The organism is Desulfovibrio desulfuricans (assembly GCF_004801255.1).
GTDB classification, from domain to species: domain Bacteria; phylum Desulfobacterota; class Desulfovibrionia; order Desulfovibrionales; family Desulfovibrionaceae; genus Desulfovibrio; species Desulfovibrio desulfuricans_C.
Window position 1 is genome coordinate 1,737,449 of record NZ_CP036295.1, and the last position, 17,340, is coordinate 1,754,788.

Here is a 17,340-nt window from a genome sequence, read left to right on the forward strand (position 1 = left end):
TATCCATCAAATGCCGGTCTCTGCTGTACCGGCTTGCACGCAATCATGCGGGCTATAGCACGCCCGCCCAAAAGCCCCCACGTGGGCAGCAAGGCCGTTTTCCCTCAAGGCAATACGCTGCCTAGGCCACAGAACTGCTGCGCAGTTTTTCAGCTATCCACTGGCGCAACAACGTCTTACGTACCTTGCCTGATGCGGTGCGGGGCATTTCATCCAGAATTTCCAGATGCTCCGGAAATTTCTGTTTTGCGATGTCCTGGGTAAGAAAAAAATCAAAAACTTCCTGACAGGTCAGCGCGTCCGCCTTGTCGTGCAGCACCACATAGGCGCAAATGCGCTCCTGCAGGCGCTCGTCGGGCATGCCCACTACGGCGGCATCCTTGACCTTGGGGTGTTGCAGCAGCACGTTTTCCACGGCAAGGCTGCTGATATTTTCGCCGCCGCGCACGATAATGTCCTTGAGCCGCCCAGTGATGGAATAGGTTCCATCGGCATTGCGGCGGCACAGGTCGCCGCTGTGAAACCAGCCGTCGGCCTGCAGCACCTTTGCGGTCAGCTCCGGCTCATGCAGGTAGCCCATAAAGACGGCGGGGCTGTACGAAACCTCCTCGCCCTCCTCGCCTTGCGGCACATCCCTGCCCTGCCTGTCCAGCACGCGCACCTGGATGCCGGGCATAGGGCAAAGCGCCAGACTGTCCATATGGTCAGAAACAGGCCTCAAGGGCGTACCCATATGCGGCACGCTTTCCGTCGAGCCGTAAACATTGAGCACGCGCAGGCCCATTTGCCCGGCAGTCTGGCTGAGGGGGATATTTGGCGGGCTGCCGCCGCAGAGAAAAAAGCGCAGGGATGAAAAGTCGTACTCTCCACCCTGTTCTATGGTCTGCACAATGTCGTAAAGAAAAGGCGTGGCGGCCATGGTGACGGTACACCGGTGCGCCTTTATGAGCTCAAGGGCGCTGGCAGCGGTAAACACATCAAGCAGAACCGATGTCGCCCCCATGACAAACGGCATGGTGACCCCGTGGTGAAAGCCCGTGGCGTGGGCCACCGGGGCGGGCATAAACATGGTGTCTGCCGCGTTGATGTGGAAAAAGGAGGCAAAACTTGTTTCGGCAAAAATAATATTGCGGTGCGAGAGCATTACCCCCTTGGGCTGGCCCTCCGAGCCGGAGGTGAACACCAGGGCCGCGAGGCTGTCAGGGCATATCCGCCCGGCGCGCAACGCCGCGTCCGATTCCGCCCGCGACATGGGCGAGGCCACGTCTTCTTCCACCATGTCCCTGAAGGTGGGCAAAACAGACCCCTCGCCTTTTTTGTCCACGGCTATGACCACCCGCAGCGAGTCAACCACCTTGCGCAACCGCACAGCCATTTCGCAATACTGCATTTTGCGGAATCTGCGCGGCACAAACAGCACCTTGGAATTGCAGGCAGACAGAATGTGCTTCAGTTCATTGTAGCGCAGGTTGGGCGGAATGGGATTGATAACCGCCCCAAGCTTGAGGCAGGCTACATAGATGGGTAAAAATTCGACCCAGCCGGGCAGCTGGCAGGAAACAACATCCAGCGAATTGATGCCGCAGTCAGCCAGATACCGAGCTATGCGCGCGGCCAGCAGATCAACCTCGGCGTAGCTCAGCGCCATTCCCTGCGCATCAATGACCGCCGTTTTGTCCGGGTTTGCCGCAAGGCTTGCATGCCAGCAATCCCGCAATGTCATGTCTGCCATGGGCGTATAGACCGTATTTTTCTGGCTGTAGCCTTCCGCATCCATAATCCACCATTCCTGTTAAGGCCGCGAGGTTCCGCGGTCAGAAGTTTGCACTTCGGCGTAGGTTACGCTTCCCGCAACATCTTCCATGCGCCGCAGCCTGCCGAGCACTGCCAGATGATCAAGGTGCGCCACGGCCTCGCCCACCGCAAAACACTGCTGCTGCACCCTGTAGCTCTCCCAGGTGCCCCGCAGGGCCCAGTGCATGCGCGCAGCTACGGCAAAGGCCGACACGGTGCCAAGCTTGCCAACTATGGCGAGCACCTCGCTCAGTCTTCTTTCGTGGTGATTATGCAGTTGCCGCACGCGCACGTGGGTATCGGGGATAATGGCGCGGTGGCCGGGGTAGGACTGCTGTACGGGCAGGCGCAAAATTTTGTCGAGGCTGCGCAGGTAATCGCCCAGGGAATCTTCCACATCGGCCCAGGCCGTAATATTGGGCGTGATGGAACCAAGCACGTGGTCGCCGCAGATAAGAAAGCGCCGTTGCGGATCAAAAAGCGCCACATGCCCCGGCGTGTGCCCAGGCACGTCAATGACCATAAAAATGTAGTTGCCGCAGGTGACAAGTTGCCCATCGCTCACCGGCGTGATGGGCAACGGTTCCGGCGAGGCGTAGATTCTACCCGGGTGCGAGCGCAGCAGCTCGTCCAGCGCGCAATCGGGAAAGCCGTGCTTCCCCAGGCTACGCATCATGTTTGTCCAGACGTGTTCGTCTTCAATAAACCTGTTGATATGGTTGCCGTCTTTTTCACTGCAAAAAATGCGCGCTTCCGGCGTACGCAACACCGAGGTGAGGCCGTTGTGATCGCTGTGCAGATGGGTGAGAAAAAAATCCAGCTTTTCCACCGGGACATCCAGCTCTTGCAGCGCCTGACGCAGGGCTTGCTCGCACTCGGCCATGTTGAAGCCGTTATCCACAAGCAGGTGCCGATCATGGCCTCTGACCAGATACGCGTTGAGCTGTTTCAAGGGGCTGCCAGGCAACGGCACTTCTATGCGGAATAAACCGGGCAATTCTTCAAAAACCATGGGGCACCTGCACTAGTAAGGGGAAACAACGTTGCTCGCCGTGTAGTTTCTGTTGAGTCCTGCGGCGGTTTTTGGCGCAACCGCCGCAGGACGGTTCCATGGCATTACGCGTACGGGCCTAGCCGTAGCGAAACTCGACCCCCATGGTTCCTTGCGGGTATTCCCACTTGGAAAGCACCGTGTTGCCAGCCACTATGCGGCAGGTGCCGCACTCAAGGCAGCCAGCGTAGTCAAAATGAAAACCGCCGTTGTCGTCGCGTTTGTACAGGCCCGCCGGACAGGCTTTTTCGAGCTTGGCAAACTCCCTGGGGTCGGGGTTGTCCACAAGAGTGATGTGGGCATTGCCCTCATCCACAAAAAACTTGTCCACGCCCAGCTTCATATCGACATTGACTGTGCTCATAGCGACCTCATGACGTTGATGCCGTCTTTCAGCAGGTTGAGCAGGCCCACATTTTTGGCCCGTCCCCACAATTTGTTGCGCAACGGCGCAGAAGGGCCGTTGACGTTAAACATGTCCGCCATTATTCCGGCCGCCATATCGGGGTAGGCGGAAAAGATACGGTTGTTGTCAAGGGTGTGGGGGAGATTGCGGTAGAGCTTCAGGTCTTTGAGCACAAAGCTGTCTTCCAGGGCCTGCCTGTAACCGCCAAAACCGGCAGCGCTGAAGTCGTCGTGCTGTTTGGCTGCGATGACGGCCTGCGCTGCAGCCTCGCCCGAAGCGATGGCCAGATCCATGCCGCGCACCGTGTAGCCCACATTAAGGCACAGGCCCGCAGCATCGCCCGCCAGCAGCACGCCGTCGCGCACCAGATCGGGCACCATGGCGTAGCCGCCTTCGGGCACTACATGGGCCGAGTATTCGACCAGCTTACCGCCTTCAAGCAGAGGAGCCACAGCGGGATGACTGCGAAAGTCCTCGAGCATCTGCGGTACGGATTTGCCAACCTTGTCCATGTTGTGCAGGCCAAAAACAACGCCCAGGGAAACGCTGGAGGCGTTGGTGTACAAAAAGCCGCCGCCCATGTAGCCGCCGGAAGGCATACCGGCAAAGAGCCACGCTGTGCCCTCGTTGCCGGTGCAGGCAAAACGGTCGGCCATCTGCTGGGGGGTGAACTCCAGCACTTCCTTGACGCCCACCGCGCAGGTGTGGGTGTTGACGGCCCTGACCATGCCCAGCTGCGTGCCAAGCAGCGAATTGACGCCGTCTGCCAGGATGACCGCACGGGCCTCCAGCGTTTCGTCGCCGGCGCGAACGCCGCAGACCTTGCCGTCGCGAACCAGCAGTTCGTCCACGCGCACGCCAGGCACCAGCTGCGCGCCTGCCTCTTCGGCCTTGCTGCACAGCCACTGGTCAAAAGACGTGCGTAATACCGTATATGAACGGGAGGCAGCGACCTGCGACCGGGGAGCCGCATATTCCACCGTAACCGCGTCGGTTTCGTTGAGCATGGAAATGCGCTCGCGGGTTACTACCCTTTCCACGGGCGCTTCTTCCGCAAAACCGGGCAGCAGCTTTTCAAGGCTGTGGGCGTACAGCCGCCCGCCGGTCATGTTTTTGGCGCCCGCAAAATTGCCGCGCTCAATGAGCAGCGTGTCCAGTCCGGCACGTGCTGCCACCAGCGCCGCAGTGCTGCCCGCCGGGCCTGCGCCTACTACGATGAGGTCAACTTGATCTTCAGACATATTCTACCTGCTTGTCTTGACCGATGTCTGCGCATCACGCGCAGGGGTCGGGCCCCGGTCAGTTTTTCAGTGCCTTGGTCAGAGCGGGAAGGACCTTGTACAGGTCGCCAACAATGCCGTAGTCGGCAAACTTGAAGATGGCGGCGTTTTTGTCCTTGTTTATGGCAACGATGGTTTTGCAGTCGCGCGCGCCCACCATGTGCTGGATCTGCCCGGAGATACCCACGGCAAGATACATGTCGGCCTTGACCATGGCGCCGGAAACACCCACGTAACGCTCGCGCTCCATCCACAGCTCGCCTTCGGCAATGGGACGGGAGCAGGCAAGCTCGGCGTCTATGGCAGAAGCCAGACTTTTTGCCAGAGACAGATCTTCCTGCCGGGCAAAACCACGGCCCACGGAAACTATGCGGCGGGCCTTGGCGATATCCACGCGGGCGCAGGCCTTGGGTTTTACTTCAACAAGAGTTATGCGGGCGGCAGGCTCCACAAAGCCAAGCTCCACAGTTTCGCCCTGGCCGCCGGTGGCTGCGGCAGGCTCAAAAACGCCGCCGCCCACCGTCATGATGGTCACGTCCGACAGGCTCTGCCGTCTGCCCACGGCCAGACCGCCGTAAACCATGTGGGCGAGGCTGCCGTCTTCTTCGACGCCCATGACGTCGTTGACAACAGCGGCCTTGAGCAGTGCGCCAAGCTTGGCGGCCATGGCCTTGCCGCGCCGGTCATTGGGCAGCAGCACAACGCTCTTGCCCGCCGCCTTGATGGCGGCCGCCATGGAAGGCGCGTAATCTTCAAATATATAGCCCGATTTTGCGGGCAGCAGGCAAAGACGGCCCGCGCCCTGAGCAAAAACGTCTCCCGCCTCTGCGGCGCTGCCGACAAACACGGCGCAAACCGTGTCGGCAAGGCTTGCCGCGCCAGGGATAAGGTCTGCAAAACGGGCGGGTTTGGCGCAGATCACAAATGCATTGGGTGCCTTGTTCATGAAATTGCCTCCTAACTGGCTGGCATGTTTGCGGGGGCTTGCCGCACGGCGACAATGCAATCCCCCACCGGTTTCATCGCGGCGCGTCGAGGTGCGCCGCCTGGCCGCCCAATAAGGAGGAGGCCAGTTTCCGGGTACTGTACTTAGCGTTGCAGGGCCTTGCGCACATTTTCCACAAATGCGGCAACCTGCTCTTCCGAATCGCCTTCAACAACGTTGTGCAGGCGGTCGGCCTGTTCGGGCGCAAGCACAGACAGCATGCTGGCCACACCATGCAGATCGGCGCCGAGATCCTCGCACGAGACTGCGTTGGCGGGCTTTTTGCCGGCGGCCAGAATTGCCTTCATGGTGGGGATTTTGGGTACATTGATGTCGCTGGTGAGGCTGAGCACGGCGGGCAGAGGTATGCGCAGCACTTCGGTTTCGTCCTCAAGGGCGCGCTCGACCAGCAGCGCGCCCTGCTCGCGGGCGATGGACTGCACAACGTTGATATTGGCCGCGCCCAGCTTTTCACCCAGCAGAATGCCCACCTGCTGGGCGTACAGATCGCCGGAGCCTTCGCCGCACAGCACAAGGTCAAAACCGATTTTCTGGATGGCGGCGGCCAGAATCTGGGCGGTTACATCGGGCAGGGCTCCGGCCAGGCTGTCATCAGACACCAGCTCCAGACGCGCCGGACCGCGCGAAAGGATGTCCTTGCAGATTTTTGAATTGGAAAGATTTTTTGCAGGCCCGGCGCTCAGGGCCACAACTTCGTCGCCCTCGCCTGCCAGGCACATGGCGGCTTCGATGGCATTAAGATCGTACTGGCTGATCTTGAGCGCGGCCTTTCCCGTGTCCACGGACCTGTCGGCGTTGACGACGATATCCTGTTCCTCAGGCACAATTTTGCAGCAAACGATAATTTTCATGGTGTGCTCTCTTGGGTTCGGGGGTACGGCGCAGTGCAGCAGGCTGCAGTGTCTTGCGCGGCTTTTGGGCAATGGCGGGCGGCAGCGCTGGCGGCCGCCCCGGCGTTTTCAGTATAAAAAAGCCCTAGCCCTCATATTCTTTCAAAATCTGCCGGGCGGCGATGTAGACCATGATCTCGTCAGTGCCGCCAGCCATGCGGGTAATGCGCACGTCGCGCCAGAGGCGGGAGATGCGCACGTCTTCGGTGTAGCCAACCCCGCCCATGACCTGCATGGCGGCATCAATGACTTCGCCAGCGGTTTTGGCGCAAAAGCGCTTGCACAGGGCGGAAGAAATACGCAACGTCTCGTTGTTGTCGTTCTGCCATGCCACTTTGCAGACAAAGTTGTGCATGTTCTCGATCTGTATGGCCATGTCCACGATCTTTTCCTGAATCATCTGGAACTGGCCGATGGACTGACCAAACTGCTGCCGCTGGTTGGCGTAGCGCACGGCGTCTTCGTATGCGCAGCGCGCCATGCCGCAGGCATAGGCGGCAATGACAAGGCGTTCGATTTCAAAATTCTTCATCAAGTGGATGAAGCCGTAGCCTTCCTTGCCGACCATGGCGCTTTCTTCAAGCTCCACGTTGTCAAAGTACACTTCGCAGTTGCTGATCTGGTGCCAGCCGATCTTGACAAGGTCCTGAATTTTTACGCCGGGAGCCTGGGGATCAACCCACCACATGGTAAAGCAGCGCTTGGGATCCTTGGGCTCGGCGTCGCGGGCCAGCACAAGCATGTAGGGAAAGTCGCGCGCACCGGTGATAAAGGTCTTTTGCCCATTGAGGTACACCTTGCCGTTGCTGCGCGTGGCGGTGGTGGCAAGCAGATTGTTGTCCGAACCGGCCTGCGGTTCGGTAAACAGCAGAGAATAGGCCGGAATGCCCTTTTGGGCGCTCTCCACGGTTTTTTCCAGCTGATCCCTGCTGCCCCAGCTCACCATGTTGTGCACGCACAAGGCGTTGGTCAGCAGATAGCCAGTGCCGCCCATGCGGGCCAGCTCTTCAATGATCAGCATCTGGGTCAACATGTCAGCAGGGACGCCGTCAAACTCTTCGGGAACACCCAGCAGGGAAATGCCGTTTTCCGCCATGGCGGTCATAAATTCCACGGGAAAGCGGCGATCAAGGTCGCACTTGCGAAAATACTCGTCAGGAAAGTCGCGCTGCATCATTTCGCGCACGCTGGCGAGCAGCAGTTCCTGTTCTTCCGTAAGCCTGAAATCCATCTCAAACTCCTTTTCTGAAGGGCCGCACGCGTTGCCGTGCGGCCCTGGTTAATCTTGATTACGCGTTGCGCGTACGGGCAACGGCCTCACCAAAGGGGGCCACCCGCACAAAGACGAGCATCAGCGCGCCAAGTACGGCTGTGCCCGCGCCAAAGCTGAGGGCAAAATCATAGCCGTACTTGTCCACCAGCACGCCTGTGACCGTGGGGGCAAGAATGCCGCCAATCGAGGCAAAGGTGGCCCAGATGCCAACGAGCTTGCCCGCATGGCGCTTGGAAAAAACGATGGGGATGGAATAGAACCCGCCCATGGTCAGGCAGAGAAAACCGTTGGAGGCCGAAACCAGCGCCGTGGCGGCCATGGTGCTGGAGGCAGTGGTGGCCAGATACAGCAGCGCGGCGGAGGCGATAAGGCCCACGCAGGGCAGAATCTTGCGGCCAATGTTGTCGCCAAAGTAAACGGCGCACTTGTCGGCCAGCAGACCGCCAATGGGGTACGTAAACATGGCGGCGACATAAGGCAGCATGGACGAAACAGCGCTGCCCGTAACGGAAAGGCCGCGCCCGTCGGCAAAGTACGTGGGCAGCCAGGTCATAAAGAGGTAGAACAGAAAGTGCGTGCACAGGAAGGATATGGCGCCAAACCACACGGCGGGCTGGGCGTAGGCCTCCTTGGCGGTCAGCATCTGGTCCGGGTCATCGGCGGATACGGAGGCAGCCTGCGCAGCAGAAGCGGCGGCAGCGCCGTGAATGTAGTTGAGCTCCGAGCTGGAAATATTGGGGTCTTCAGCCGGTGACTGGTAGCCAAACTTGAGCCATATCAGCACCCAGATGGGCCCAAGAATCGAAAAGGCATAAAAGACCTTCTGCCAGCCCCAGGTATTGATGACCCAGGCAGCCAAGGGCATGGTCACGGCAAGACCGGCTGCCACGCCGATGAGCGAAACGCCCTGGGCCACCCCCGATTCCTTTTTGGGAACCCACTTGGCTATCATGCTGGTCATGGATGGCAGGGCCACGCCCTGAGCCATACCGCAGCCAGCACGCACAACGATCATCAGCACCAGCGGCACGCCCAGAGGCAGCGGCGTGATAAAAACAAAGACGGACCAAAGCACGGCAGCCACGCACAGCACCCTGCCGCCGCCAAACTTGTCGGCCAGAACCCCGCCCAGCACCATGGTGCTGGCATACCCAAGAAAGAAGGCCGTAGAAACAAGACCAAATTCAGTTTTTGACCAGCCGTAGAAGGCGATCATGGAAGGCCCGGCCATGGAAACGCTGGCTCGGGCCATATAGAGCACCGTGTAACACAAAAAGAACAGGCCAAGTGTCCACCATCTTCTGTTACCGATTGCATCAGACATAGTTATTTCCTTCGGCGCACGCCGCTGTGGCTATGAGGGTGCAGGGCAACACCGCTGCACCCGGTTTTCTTGTTGAAAAAACAGTATCAACCCGACTGGCGGGGTTTTATGTCCCACGCCAGAACCATCGCCCGCCTAAAAAACTAGCCGCAGATGATGGCCTTATCCTGCTGCATCTTGCCGATGTCGGCGTCGGGGTAGCCGCAGTCTTTGAGCACCGAGGCAGTATCCGCACCAAGGCCACGGGCAATGACGGCGTCAGGGTCGCCCATGCTTTCAAATCGCACGGGGGTGGTGGTGATGACGCGTTCGTTGCCGCTGGGGTAGGTGACCTTGCGCAGGCCGTCGATGGCCCATGCCTGGGGATCATCAAGAATTTCGGAAGGCAGCGCGCCCTTTTCGCAGGGAACGTCATTTTCCTTAAAGATCTTGAGCCATTCGGCCAGGGGCTTTTTGCCCATGGATTCGCCGATGATGCCGATGGCCTTGGACTGAGTTTTGCGGGCCAGCACATTGCCGATGGTGTTGATGTCTTCATCTTCGAAGACGTCTTCGCGCCCAAAGAGGCCCATCATCTTGCGGAAATACACGTCGTAGTCGGGCACGCAGATTATCAGCCAGCGGTCATCGCTGGTGCGGTAGGTATTGTTGAAGGGGTTTGCCACTTCCATGCGCGACTTGGGGTACGTGTTGCCGTACTGCGAGGACATGATGGGCACAGACATGGCCCAGAGTGCCTGATGAAAAAGCGAAGTGACCACGCGGTCGCCCTTGCCGGTCTTTTCGCGGGCATACAGGGCCGCGCAAATACCGGAGGCAAGGGTAAGGGCCACCTGATAATCGCCAAAGGCGTTTGGCTCGTTGATGGGCGAGGTTCCGCGTTCGTGGAATGACCCGAGGATACCGCCGCGCGCCACGTAGCAGGTCACGTCATAACCGGCGGTATCCTTTTCGGGACCTTTGTCGCCATAGCCAAACATCTGGGCCATGACCAGGCGAGGGTATTTGTCTTTCAGGACGTCATAGCTGAGCCCCAGTTTGTCCAGAGCCTTCTGGCGAAAGCTGGTCACCAGCACATCGGCATTTTGCAGCATGCTGTGCAGGGCCTGCATGCCCCCGGCGTTCTTGAGATTGAGCGCCACAAATTTTTTGTTCAGGCTGGTCATATCAAAGGACAGATTTTCGTCTTCCATCAGGGGAATGTTGAAAACCGGCGCCTGGCGGCGGTAGGGATCGCCGTCAAACGATTCGACCTTCCACACCTCAGCCCCCCAGTCGGCCAGAACGCGCAGCGCAGCAGGCGCCGCCGCATAGGTAGCCAACTCCACAACCCTGACGCCCTCCAACGGTTTGTGCCTTGTCATTGAACTCTCCATGTCTACATTTGAATTTATTTTACTATCCGCAATACACAGTTAAACACCTGTCAAAGATTGCTTACATTAACTTCATTTACGTAAAAAAAGTCAAATTTATAATCTTCAACAATATGCCTGCAAACTTTTTGATATATGATCAATTTTTTTGTCTTCGTAATTTTTTTATATTAATTATTATATATAGTTACAAAAAAACAGCTGACCGAATGGCCAGCTGTATATTAATCCGTTTCAACAAACGATCAGTTACTTTGATCAAAAATCCGAAGAATGTGAATTTTTTATCAAACAAAGGCGCTCAAGACCTTTCTCAACCCCGTTTTTTTTGGCCGCACGTTGCAATAATAAGTCAATTACCTTTTAACATGCTGTAAATTTTAATTATATTTTTTTAAAATGTGACAAATTTATTAAAACCTCCCCAACGGGCCCCACCGCCGATCTACATCCCTACATTAATATAGTGCTCTCCCCTGACGCGTTAAAAACATCCTCAATGGTTGAATAATCAACCAATTTGATTGCAAATGCGCCCATATGAACTTTTTTTCACGCAAAGACTTGCATGAACCTCTCATTTTTGCCCCCAGGGGGGCTTTTGTGAAATTTATTTCAAAAAAACCACTTTCTGCGGCAATCATTTTGATAATCATCGCGCAACCAGCACGGCAACAATTTTACGATACATTCAATAACATACCATAATATTACAATAAAATATAACTTTTTGAGATGTATCCAGCTATTTTGATGCCGCACCTATAAAAATTTTCAATATCAATCGCCTGCCCATAATCAATTTGACCGAAAAAGATATTTTACTGATTATGTATTTCAGAAAAGTAAAGGTAAATATACACGGCTGCTCAAAGCAACATTGTATGTTTTTTTTCTAATCAACTGCAACAGTATGTTAAGGAGAAATGAAATGGGCAAGTTGAGCAAGACTGAATTTGACGCCTATCTGAAGCAGATTCGCGCACTGGCGGAAGGCCCCTTTGAAGAATTGCAGAAGGAAATCGAAGTAACCAACGTTTTCCCCAAGGAATTTTACGAACTGGGCATCAAGAACGACCTTTACCGTTGCTCGGTACCCGTTGAATTCGGCGGATGGGGCCTCTCTGAAACCGACATCCTGCGCATTCAGGAAGAATTCAGCCGTGGCCCCGGCGGCATTCGCATGCACCTGCACTACGCCATGGACCTGAACTGGCGCCCCCTCTACGACTACGGCACAGAAGCGCTGAAAAAAGAGCTCATGCCCGGATTCCAGGACCGCAGCGTGTTCACCAGCTGGGCCGTTACCGAAGAAAAGGGCGGCACAGGCGCCGACATTCAGTCCTTTGCCGTGCGTGACGGCGACGACTATGTCATCAACGGCGAAAAGTACCTCATCTCCCACACCGACTGCTGCAACTACTCTTACATCACTGTGGTCACGAACCCCGATGCCGACAAGGATCACCGCCTGTCCACCTTCATGGTGCCCTGCGACACCCCCGGCTACGAGCTGACCCCCATGCCCCACATGATGGGTTGCCGCGGCGCTGGTCACACCGGCCAGAAGTTCACCAACATGCGCGTGAACAAAAAATACCTGCTCGGCAAAGAAGGCCAGGGCCTTGAAATTGCCATTCACTCGCTCTCCGTCTCGCGCGTGCACATTGCCGCCAGCAACCTTGGCATGGCCCAGCGCATGCTCGAACTGGCCATGAAGCGCGCCCACGACCGCGTGACCTTTGGCAAGCCCATCATCGAGCGTCAGGCCATCCGCATGAAGATCGCCGACATGGCCACCCATGTGCATGCACTGCGCACCATGGTTTATGACTTCGCCAAGGATTACGAAAACAACCCCAAGGGCGAATACATCGAAGAAAAGGCTGCCATGTGCAAGCTGTTCAGCATTTGGACCACCAAGGTGGTTTCTGACGAAATGCTCGAGATCTTCGGCGGCATTGGCTACTTCGAAGACTGCGAATACGGCCCTGTCGAACGTCTGTACCGCGACTGCCGCGCCATGTGGCTGGAAGAAGGCACTCCCACAGTACAGCGCATCACCATCTCCCGGCAGGCAATCAAGCACGGCGGCGTTTTGGGTTACTCCGAGTTCGACGCCTAGCAGATACACCTCCTCCACGCCCTTGCCAGGCGTGCTTCCACCAAAAGGCCATCGGCTCTGGCCGATGGCCTTTTGCAAAATCTGCAAACCCTGCAACCAGGATATACACCATGCCTCAGCCGCCCTTCAGCCCTCTGCGCTGCAAACTGCCCCGAAAGCCATGGATAAAGCACGCGGCGCTGCAATTCTGGCACTGCGAGAGCTGCGCGCGCCTGCTGCACGAGTACCTGAGCGAGGACAACACGGCAGCCTCGCTTGCGGCGTCATCGCGCGCTCCAGAGTGCTGCGGGCGGCCCTTGCGGCTCTTGCGGCCCCAATCGCCGCAAGACGCTGCAAACGCGCTGGACCTCGATTATGAAATTGTGGGGGGCCTTAACAACAATGCCGTAAGGGTGCGCTGGAACAATGCCGCCACGCCCCCCCTCTGGATAGCCTTGCAGACTTACACTGGCGTGTACCTCAAGCATGTCAGCGCCGCCAAACTACCGCCTGTTGTTTTTCCCCTCTCTGACGAAGATGCCTACGCCTACTGCGACAAGGATGTCTGCGAGCAGTGTCTTTATTGCTGTAAAAAAGGCTGCGCAATCTACGTATATACCGGTGGAAGCAGCATATATGTTCTAAATATGGATAAAATTTCTCAATATTTTTTGCAAAAATTGCCAAAATAGCATGGTATAAACACTATTTATTGTAAGTATGCGTCTAATTACATTACAAAATATAGACTGTATTACAGTTCATAATAAATAGAAAGACTGGATCAATCACAGACACTGCAATGCTTGCAAAACTGTGACAGCAGTACAACCAGTCTTGCGGATTTGAATTTGCCAGAAATGGAATGCCGCGACAGGGGAAATGCGCGGTACGCAACCCAAACGACAAAGGAGACCGTTCAATGAGGAAGATTCTGGTTTTACTGTGTGCCGCAGGCATGCTTTTGGGGGTCAGCGCCGGGGCTCAGGCTGTTGATCTAAAAGCCAAGGGGCAGTGGGTTTTTGGATTTGATTACGGCCAGCACGGCAACTTCACCTCTGGCGGGTCAAAAAACACCGGCTACAACTCGCGCACGGACGAGTTCAGCCCATCGCAGCGTGTTCGCCTGCAAATGGATGCCGTGGCTTCTGAAAGCCTTTCCGGCACAGTATATTTTGAAATAGGCGACCAGACCTGGGGCAAGTCGTCGCAGGGCGCAGCCCTTGGGGCGGACGGCACAGTAGTTGAGCTCAAGAATGCCTACCTCGACTGGATTGTTCCGCAAACAGAGGCAAAGTTTCGCATGGGCATACAGAACTTTACCCTGCCCAGCTTCACCACCACTTCGCAGATCATTTCGGCAGACGTGGCAGCCATTACAGGCAGCTACCAGTTCAATGACAATGTTGGCCTTACCACCGTGTGGGCCCGCCCTTACAACGATAACTACAGCGGCTATCCCGACGGCTACCGGGCCAACTACATGGATAATGTCGACCTGTTCGCCCTGTCGCTGCCGCTGAGCTTTGACGGCGTAAAGGTTACCCCCTGGGCGATGTACGGCATGTTTGGCCCCAACGCCTTCCGCACCAGCGCCACAAGCTACATACCGGCCCAGACCAGCAACTATTATCTTGCCGGCCTTTATCCGCTCTACGGCAGCACCCATAACCAGAAGCTGACCGGTTACGGCAATGCCGTGTGGGGCGGCCTTACCGGTGATGTGAGCGCGTTTGCGCCCCTGCGTCTGGCGTGGGATTTCAACTACGGCTCCATCACGCGTGACGATCCGTCGTCCAACCGCTCCGGCTGGCTGGCCGACGCCCTTGCGGAATATGCCCTCGATTGGGGTATTCCCGGCATCCATGCCTGGTATTCATCCGGCGACGACGACAATCCGGGCAACGGGTCAGAGCGCCTGCCCTACACCAATCTGGACGAAGGCGGCGCTGGCTCCTTCGGCACCTTCGCCTTCAACGGCGGCAGGCCCAACACCTTCCGCGACAGCACCATTGCCCACAACATGGGCGGCACGTGGGGCGTCGGTCTGTACACCAGAAATATCAGTTTTGTGGACAAGCTCACCCACACCGTGCGCGTTAACTACATCGGCGGCACCAACGATCCGGCCCTGCTGAAAAAGCTTGCCGCCAGAACCGGCGAATGGTTGGCCCCCAATGCCACGGTCCTGGGCAAGGAGGGGCTGTACATGACGCGCAACGACGGCGCCATCGAATTTAACCTGAACAACGAATACAAGATGTACGACAACCTCACCGTCTGCTTTGACATCGCCTATATCAAGCTGATGATGGACCAGAGCCGCACCGTGTGGGGCCAGAGCAAGATGAACAACAAAAGCGACGCCATGTACGACGCATGGAACATTAACGTAAACTTCATCTATTCCTTCTAGCCTGCCAGGGTCGTACCCTCCTTGACGTCCCGGCAGTCACAACACGCAGAGCCAGGGCACATGCTTGCTAACCATGTGCCCTGGCTCGCTTTTTCTACATTGCTACAGCGTGCCGGTTACTATCGCCGCGAGACTGCGCACCAAAGGCAACGAGGGCATTGCGCGCAACCAGATACGCCCAATGCCCTCGCCGCATGGCAAAATGATCAGTAAACGGTCAGAGCAGGGCAACCTCGGCATCTTCGATGGTTTCGTTGCGGCTATCATCCTGCTTGTCGTCAGCAATTTCAAACTGCTGCTTCATGAAATTCAAAAAGGCCTTAACCTGCGGATACTGGTACGCGCCCGACTGCGACAGCACCATGTAGTATTGCCGGGGGCGGAAAAACCGCGACAGGGATACGGCCTGAATTTTTTTCGCAAAAATGGCGTCTTCCAGCACAAAACGGTCGAGCATGCTCACGCCGAGGCCTTGCGCCACGCAACGCACAAGGCAATCCTGGTGCAGGATTATATGCCGTGGGTTCAGCTTTACGCCATAGCGCTGCGCCTGACGAAGAATATTTTGCCATAGGCTCGAATGAACCGACGGCGCAACAATGGTCATCTGGGCAATGTCGGTCAGATCAAGCATGTTTTCTGGTGGAATTGTAGCCTGCGGCGAGGCAAAAAGCGTGATGTCCGTCCTGAACAGGGGGATGACCAAAAAATCGTCCGGAATCCTCTCTGAGGCCAGAATGCCAACGTCGACCTTGTTGGAAGAAATGTCTTCAAAAAGCTTGCTCTCCAGCATCTCGGGAATAAGCCTGAAGCTCACCTCGGGGTACTGCTGCGAAAAACTGTGCACCAGATCCGGCAGAATGTGGTTGTAAAAAGAAAACATGCAACTGATGCTCAGCGGGCCTTTAACTGTTGCTGGCAGATGCGCCAATTGTCCACGCAGAGCGTCAATCTGGGAAAAAAGCAGCATTGCCTTGCTGAGCAAAAATTTTCCTTCTTCAGTCAGAACTCGGTTTGTCTTTGAACCGCTAAAAAGTTTAACGCCAAATTCCTGCTCCAGACTGCGAATCTGATATGTGAGCGCAGACTGGTTACGGTTCATCTCCTTCATTGCAGCCGTCATGCTGCCGCACGTTGCGGTGTAATAAAAACCACGCAACCATTGAATAAAATCGCCGCTGAACTCAGGAAGCATAAAAACCCTCCCTCATGAAACCAAAGCTGTTGTTCAAAGATATAGAAGAAATAATAAGGTCAGACTATTCACGCAGACCAGAACAACAACCTGTTTCGAAATATGTTGCATAATGTGATTTTATTCTCACCCAAAGTACATGCATGGTCAAGGGAGCAAGCGCCCAATTGCGCTCTGCAAGCCGTAATTTTGGCGCTGTGCGCTTCAAAATGTGCGCATGACCTCATGGGCGGCACTAATTTTTTTTAAAAACCGTGCTTGCCAGCGGCTGGCGTCACCGACTGCATGTCGTCATGGGTGTAACGGCTACGTCATATCTAAAAAGTTAACGCGGCATCCTCCAGCGCTAAAAGAATAACAGGGATAAAATGACAAAAACCAGCACAGCAAACCGCTGCAACGTTGTAATCTCTTATGGCTTATGCATCTGGTGCAGTGTTGCCATGAGGCATAAATTGCAAGTCATGGCAATCCTCAACTGTGCAGCACAACTCAACCAAAACATAAAAAATTCCATGATAAAAATAAATTTTCATATTTTATGGTACCATATATACGTTGCAAATTGCAATACATGTTAAATGCATCATAAGTTTTTTTGCAAAAAAATACTGCTGCAACATGACAGGCAATGTTGCAGCAGTCGAAAGCGGCGGCCGTTCAAGCTGCCCCATATTTCAGTATCATGCCGTGCCGGAATACGGGGCGACCCGCGCTAGCTGCTCCATTTGAAGGTAAAAACCTGCTCGACATCAGGGTGCAGGCTATGATGAACGCCGCACGTATTGGCAGCCCGTTCCATCACGGTCTTGTCCTTGCTGCTGAATTGCCGGTCGGGCATGTTAAAAACGATTTCAATCTTCCCGATGCGGCTGGGTCCCTCGGTCGTCATGCTTTTGGATATTTCCATTGTTGTTCCGGTCACATCTAGACCGTGGTTCTCGGCATATGTTGCCAGCATGCTCATGGCGCATGAGCACAAGGCCGCTGCGCAGAGATCTGTGGGCGAAAATGACTGGCCCGACCCGCCATGATCCGGGGTAGGCGTGGTGTAAATTTTGGTGCCGCTGAGGTTATGGACAAGTTCCATCTGCAGGTTGCCAAGATACGTCGCGCTGATATTAGACATACTGATCGCTCCCTGAGCTGTTAAATGCTAAAAATATTAACAATGATACTTAATGCCTATTTTTGTGGTGTAGCCGTCGCAACATTTTTATAAAAA

14 protein-coding genes are annotated in these 17,340 nt (G+C 55.8%); 3 read left to right on the forward strand and 11 right to left on the reverse strand.

Annotation, left to right across the window (positions count from 1 at the left end; all coding sequences use genetic code 11):
• Window positions 1-121 precede the first annotated feature (121 nt).
• From DDIC_RS07225 to DDIC_RS07265, 9 genes are all read right to left on the reverse strand, one after another.
• Window positions 122-1,777: an AMP-binding protein gene (locus DDIC_RS07225; RefSeq protein WP_136399814.1), complete on the reverse strand. Its 1,656-nt coding sequence runs from the start codon at window positions 1,775-1,777 to the stop codon at window positions 122-124.
• 15 nt (window positions 1,778-1,792) lie between these two features.
• Window positions 1,793-2,806, reverse strand: a complete 1,014-nt coding sequence (locus DDIC_RS07230) for an MBL fold metallo-hydrolase (protein WP_136399815.1) — start codon at window positions 2,804-2,806, stop codon at window positions 1,793-1,795.
• Window positions 2,807-2,924: 118 nt separating this feature from the next.
• Window positions 2,925-3,209 carry a 4Fe-4S dicluster domain-containing protein gene (locus DDIC_RS07235; protein ID WP_136399816.1) on the reverse strand — a complete coding sequence of 95 codons (285 nt, stop codon included), beginning with the start codon at window positions 3,207-3,209 and terminating at the stop codon, window positions 2,925-2,927.
• The gene (locus DDIC_RS07240; RefSeq protein ID WP_136399817.1) at window positions 3,206-4,492 is read right to left on the reverse strand and encodes an FAD-dependent oxidoreductase; all 1,287 of its coding nucleotides are present in this window, start codon (window positions 4,490-4,492) and stop codon (window positions 3,206-3,208) included. The genes DDIC_RS07235 and DDIC_RS07240 overlap by 4 nt, the downstream gene beginning before the upstream one ends.
• 58 nt (window positions 4,493-4,550) lie before the next feature.
• A complete protein-coding gene (locus DDIC_RS07245; protein WP_136399818.1) occupies window positions 4,551-5,477 on the reverse strand; it encodes an FAD-binding protein in 927 nt (308 codons plus the stop codon).
• A gap of 143 nt (window positions 5,478-5,620) precedes the next feature.
• On the reverse strand, window positions 5,621-6,388 hold the full coding sequence (fixA, locus tag DDIC_RS07250; protein WP_136399819.1) for a putative electron transfer flavoprotein FixA: 768 nt from the start codon (window positions 6,386-6,388) through the stop codon (window positions 5,621-5,623).
• Window positions 6,389-6,512: 124 nt separating this feature from the next.
• Window positions 6,513-7,658, reverse strand: coding sequence for an acyl-CoA dehydrogenase (locus DDIC_RS07255; RefSeq protein ID WP_136399820.1), 1,146 nt, complete (start codon window positions 7,656-7,658; stop codon window positions 6,513-6,515).
• A gap of 58 nt (window positions 7,659-7,716) precedes the next feature.
• On the reverse strand, window positions 7,717-9,024 hold the full coding sequence (locus DDIC_RS07260) for an MFS transporter (protein ID WP_136399821.1): 1,308 nt from the start codon (window positions 9,022-9,024) through the stop codon (window positions 7,717-7,719).
• Window positions 9,025-9,167: 143 nt separating this feature from the next.
• Window positions 9,168-10,388: a CaiB/BaiF CoA transferase family protein gene (locus tag DDIC_RS07265; RefSeq protein ID WP_136399822.1), complete on the reverse strand. Its 1,221-nt coding sequence runs from the start codon at window positions 10,386-10,388 to the stop codon at window positions 9,168-9,170.
• A gap of 943 nt (window positions 10,389-11,331) precedes the next feature.
• Here DDIC_RS07265 and DDIC_RS07270 point away from each other — a divergent pair.
• The 3 genes from DDIC_RS07270 to DDIC_RS07280 all read left to right on the forward strand — a co-directional run bounded on the left by DDIC_RS07270 (window position 11,332) and on the right by DDIC_RS07280 (window position 14,920).
• Complete coding sequence (locus tag DDIC_RS07270) at window positions 11,332-12,525, forward strand: acyl-CoA dehydrogenase family protein (RefSeq protein ID WP_136399823.1); 1,194 nt, start codon at window positions 11,332-11,334, stop codon at window positions 12,523-12,525.
• Window positions 12,526-12,635: 110 nt separating this feature from the next.
• Window positions 12,636-13,196 carry a hypothetical protein gene (locus DDIC_RS07275; RefSeq protein ID WP_136399824.1) on the forward strand — a complete coding sequence of 187 codons (561 nt, stop codon included), beginning with the start codon at window positions 12,636-12,638 and terminating at the stop codon, window positions 13,194-13,196.
• A gap of 230 nt (window positions 13,197-13,426) precedes the next feature.
• Complete coding sequence (locus DDIC_RS07280) at window positions 13,427-14,920, forward strand: outer membrane homotrimeric porin (RefSeq protein ID WP_168732497.1); 1,494 nt, start codon at window positions 13,427-13,429, stop codon at window positions 14,918-14,920.
• 217 nt (window positions 14,921-15,137) lie between these two features.
• On the opposite strand, the gene DDIC_RS07285 is transcribed toward DDIC_RS07280, so the two are convergent.
• Window positions 15,138-16,115 (reverse strand): LysR family transcriptional regulator, encoded by a 978-nt coding sequence (locus DDIC_RS07285; protein ID WP_136399825.1) that lies wholly within the window; start codon window positions 16,113-16,115, stop codon window positions 15,138-15,140.
• Window positions 16,116-16,830: 715 nt separating this feature from the next.
• Window positions 16,831-17,244: an OsmC family protein gene (locus tag DDIC_RS07290; RefSeq protein ID WP_136399826.1), complete on the reverse strand. Its 414-nt coding sequence runs from the start codon at window positions 17,242-17,244 to the stop codon at window positions 16,831-16,833.
• Between the last annotated feature and the right edge of the window lie 96 nt (window positions 17,245-17,340).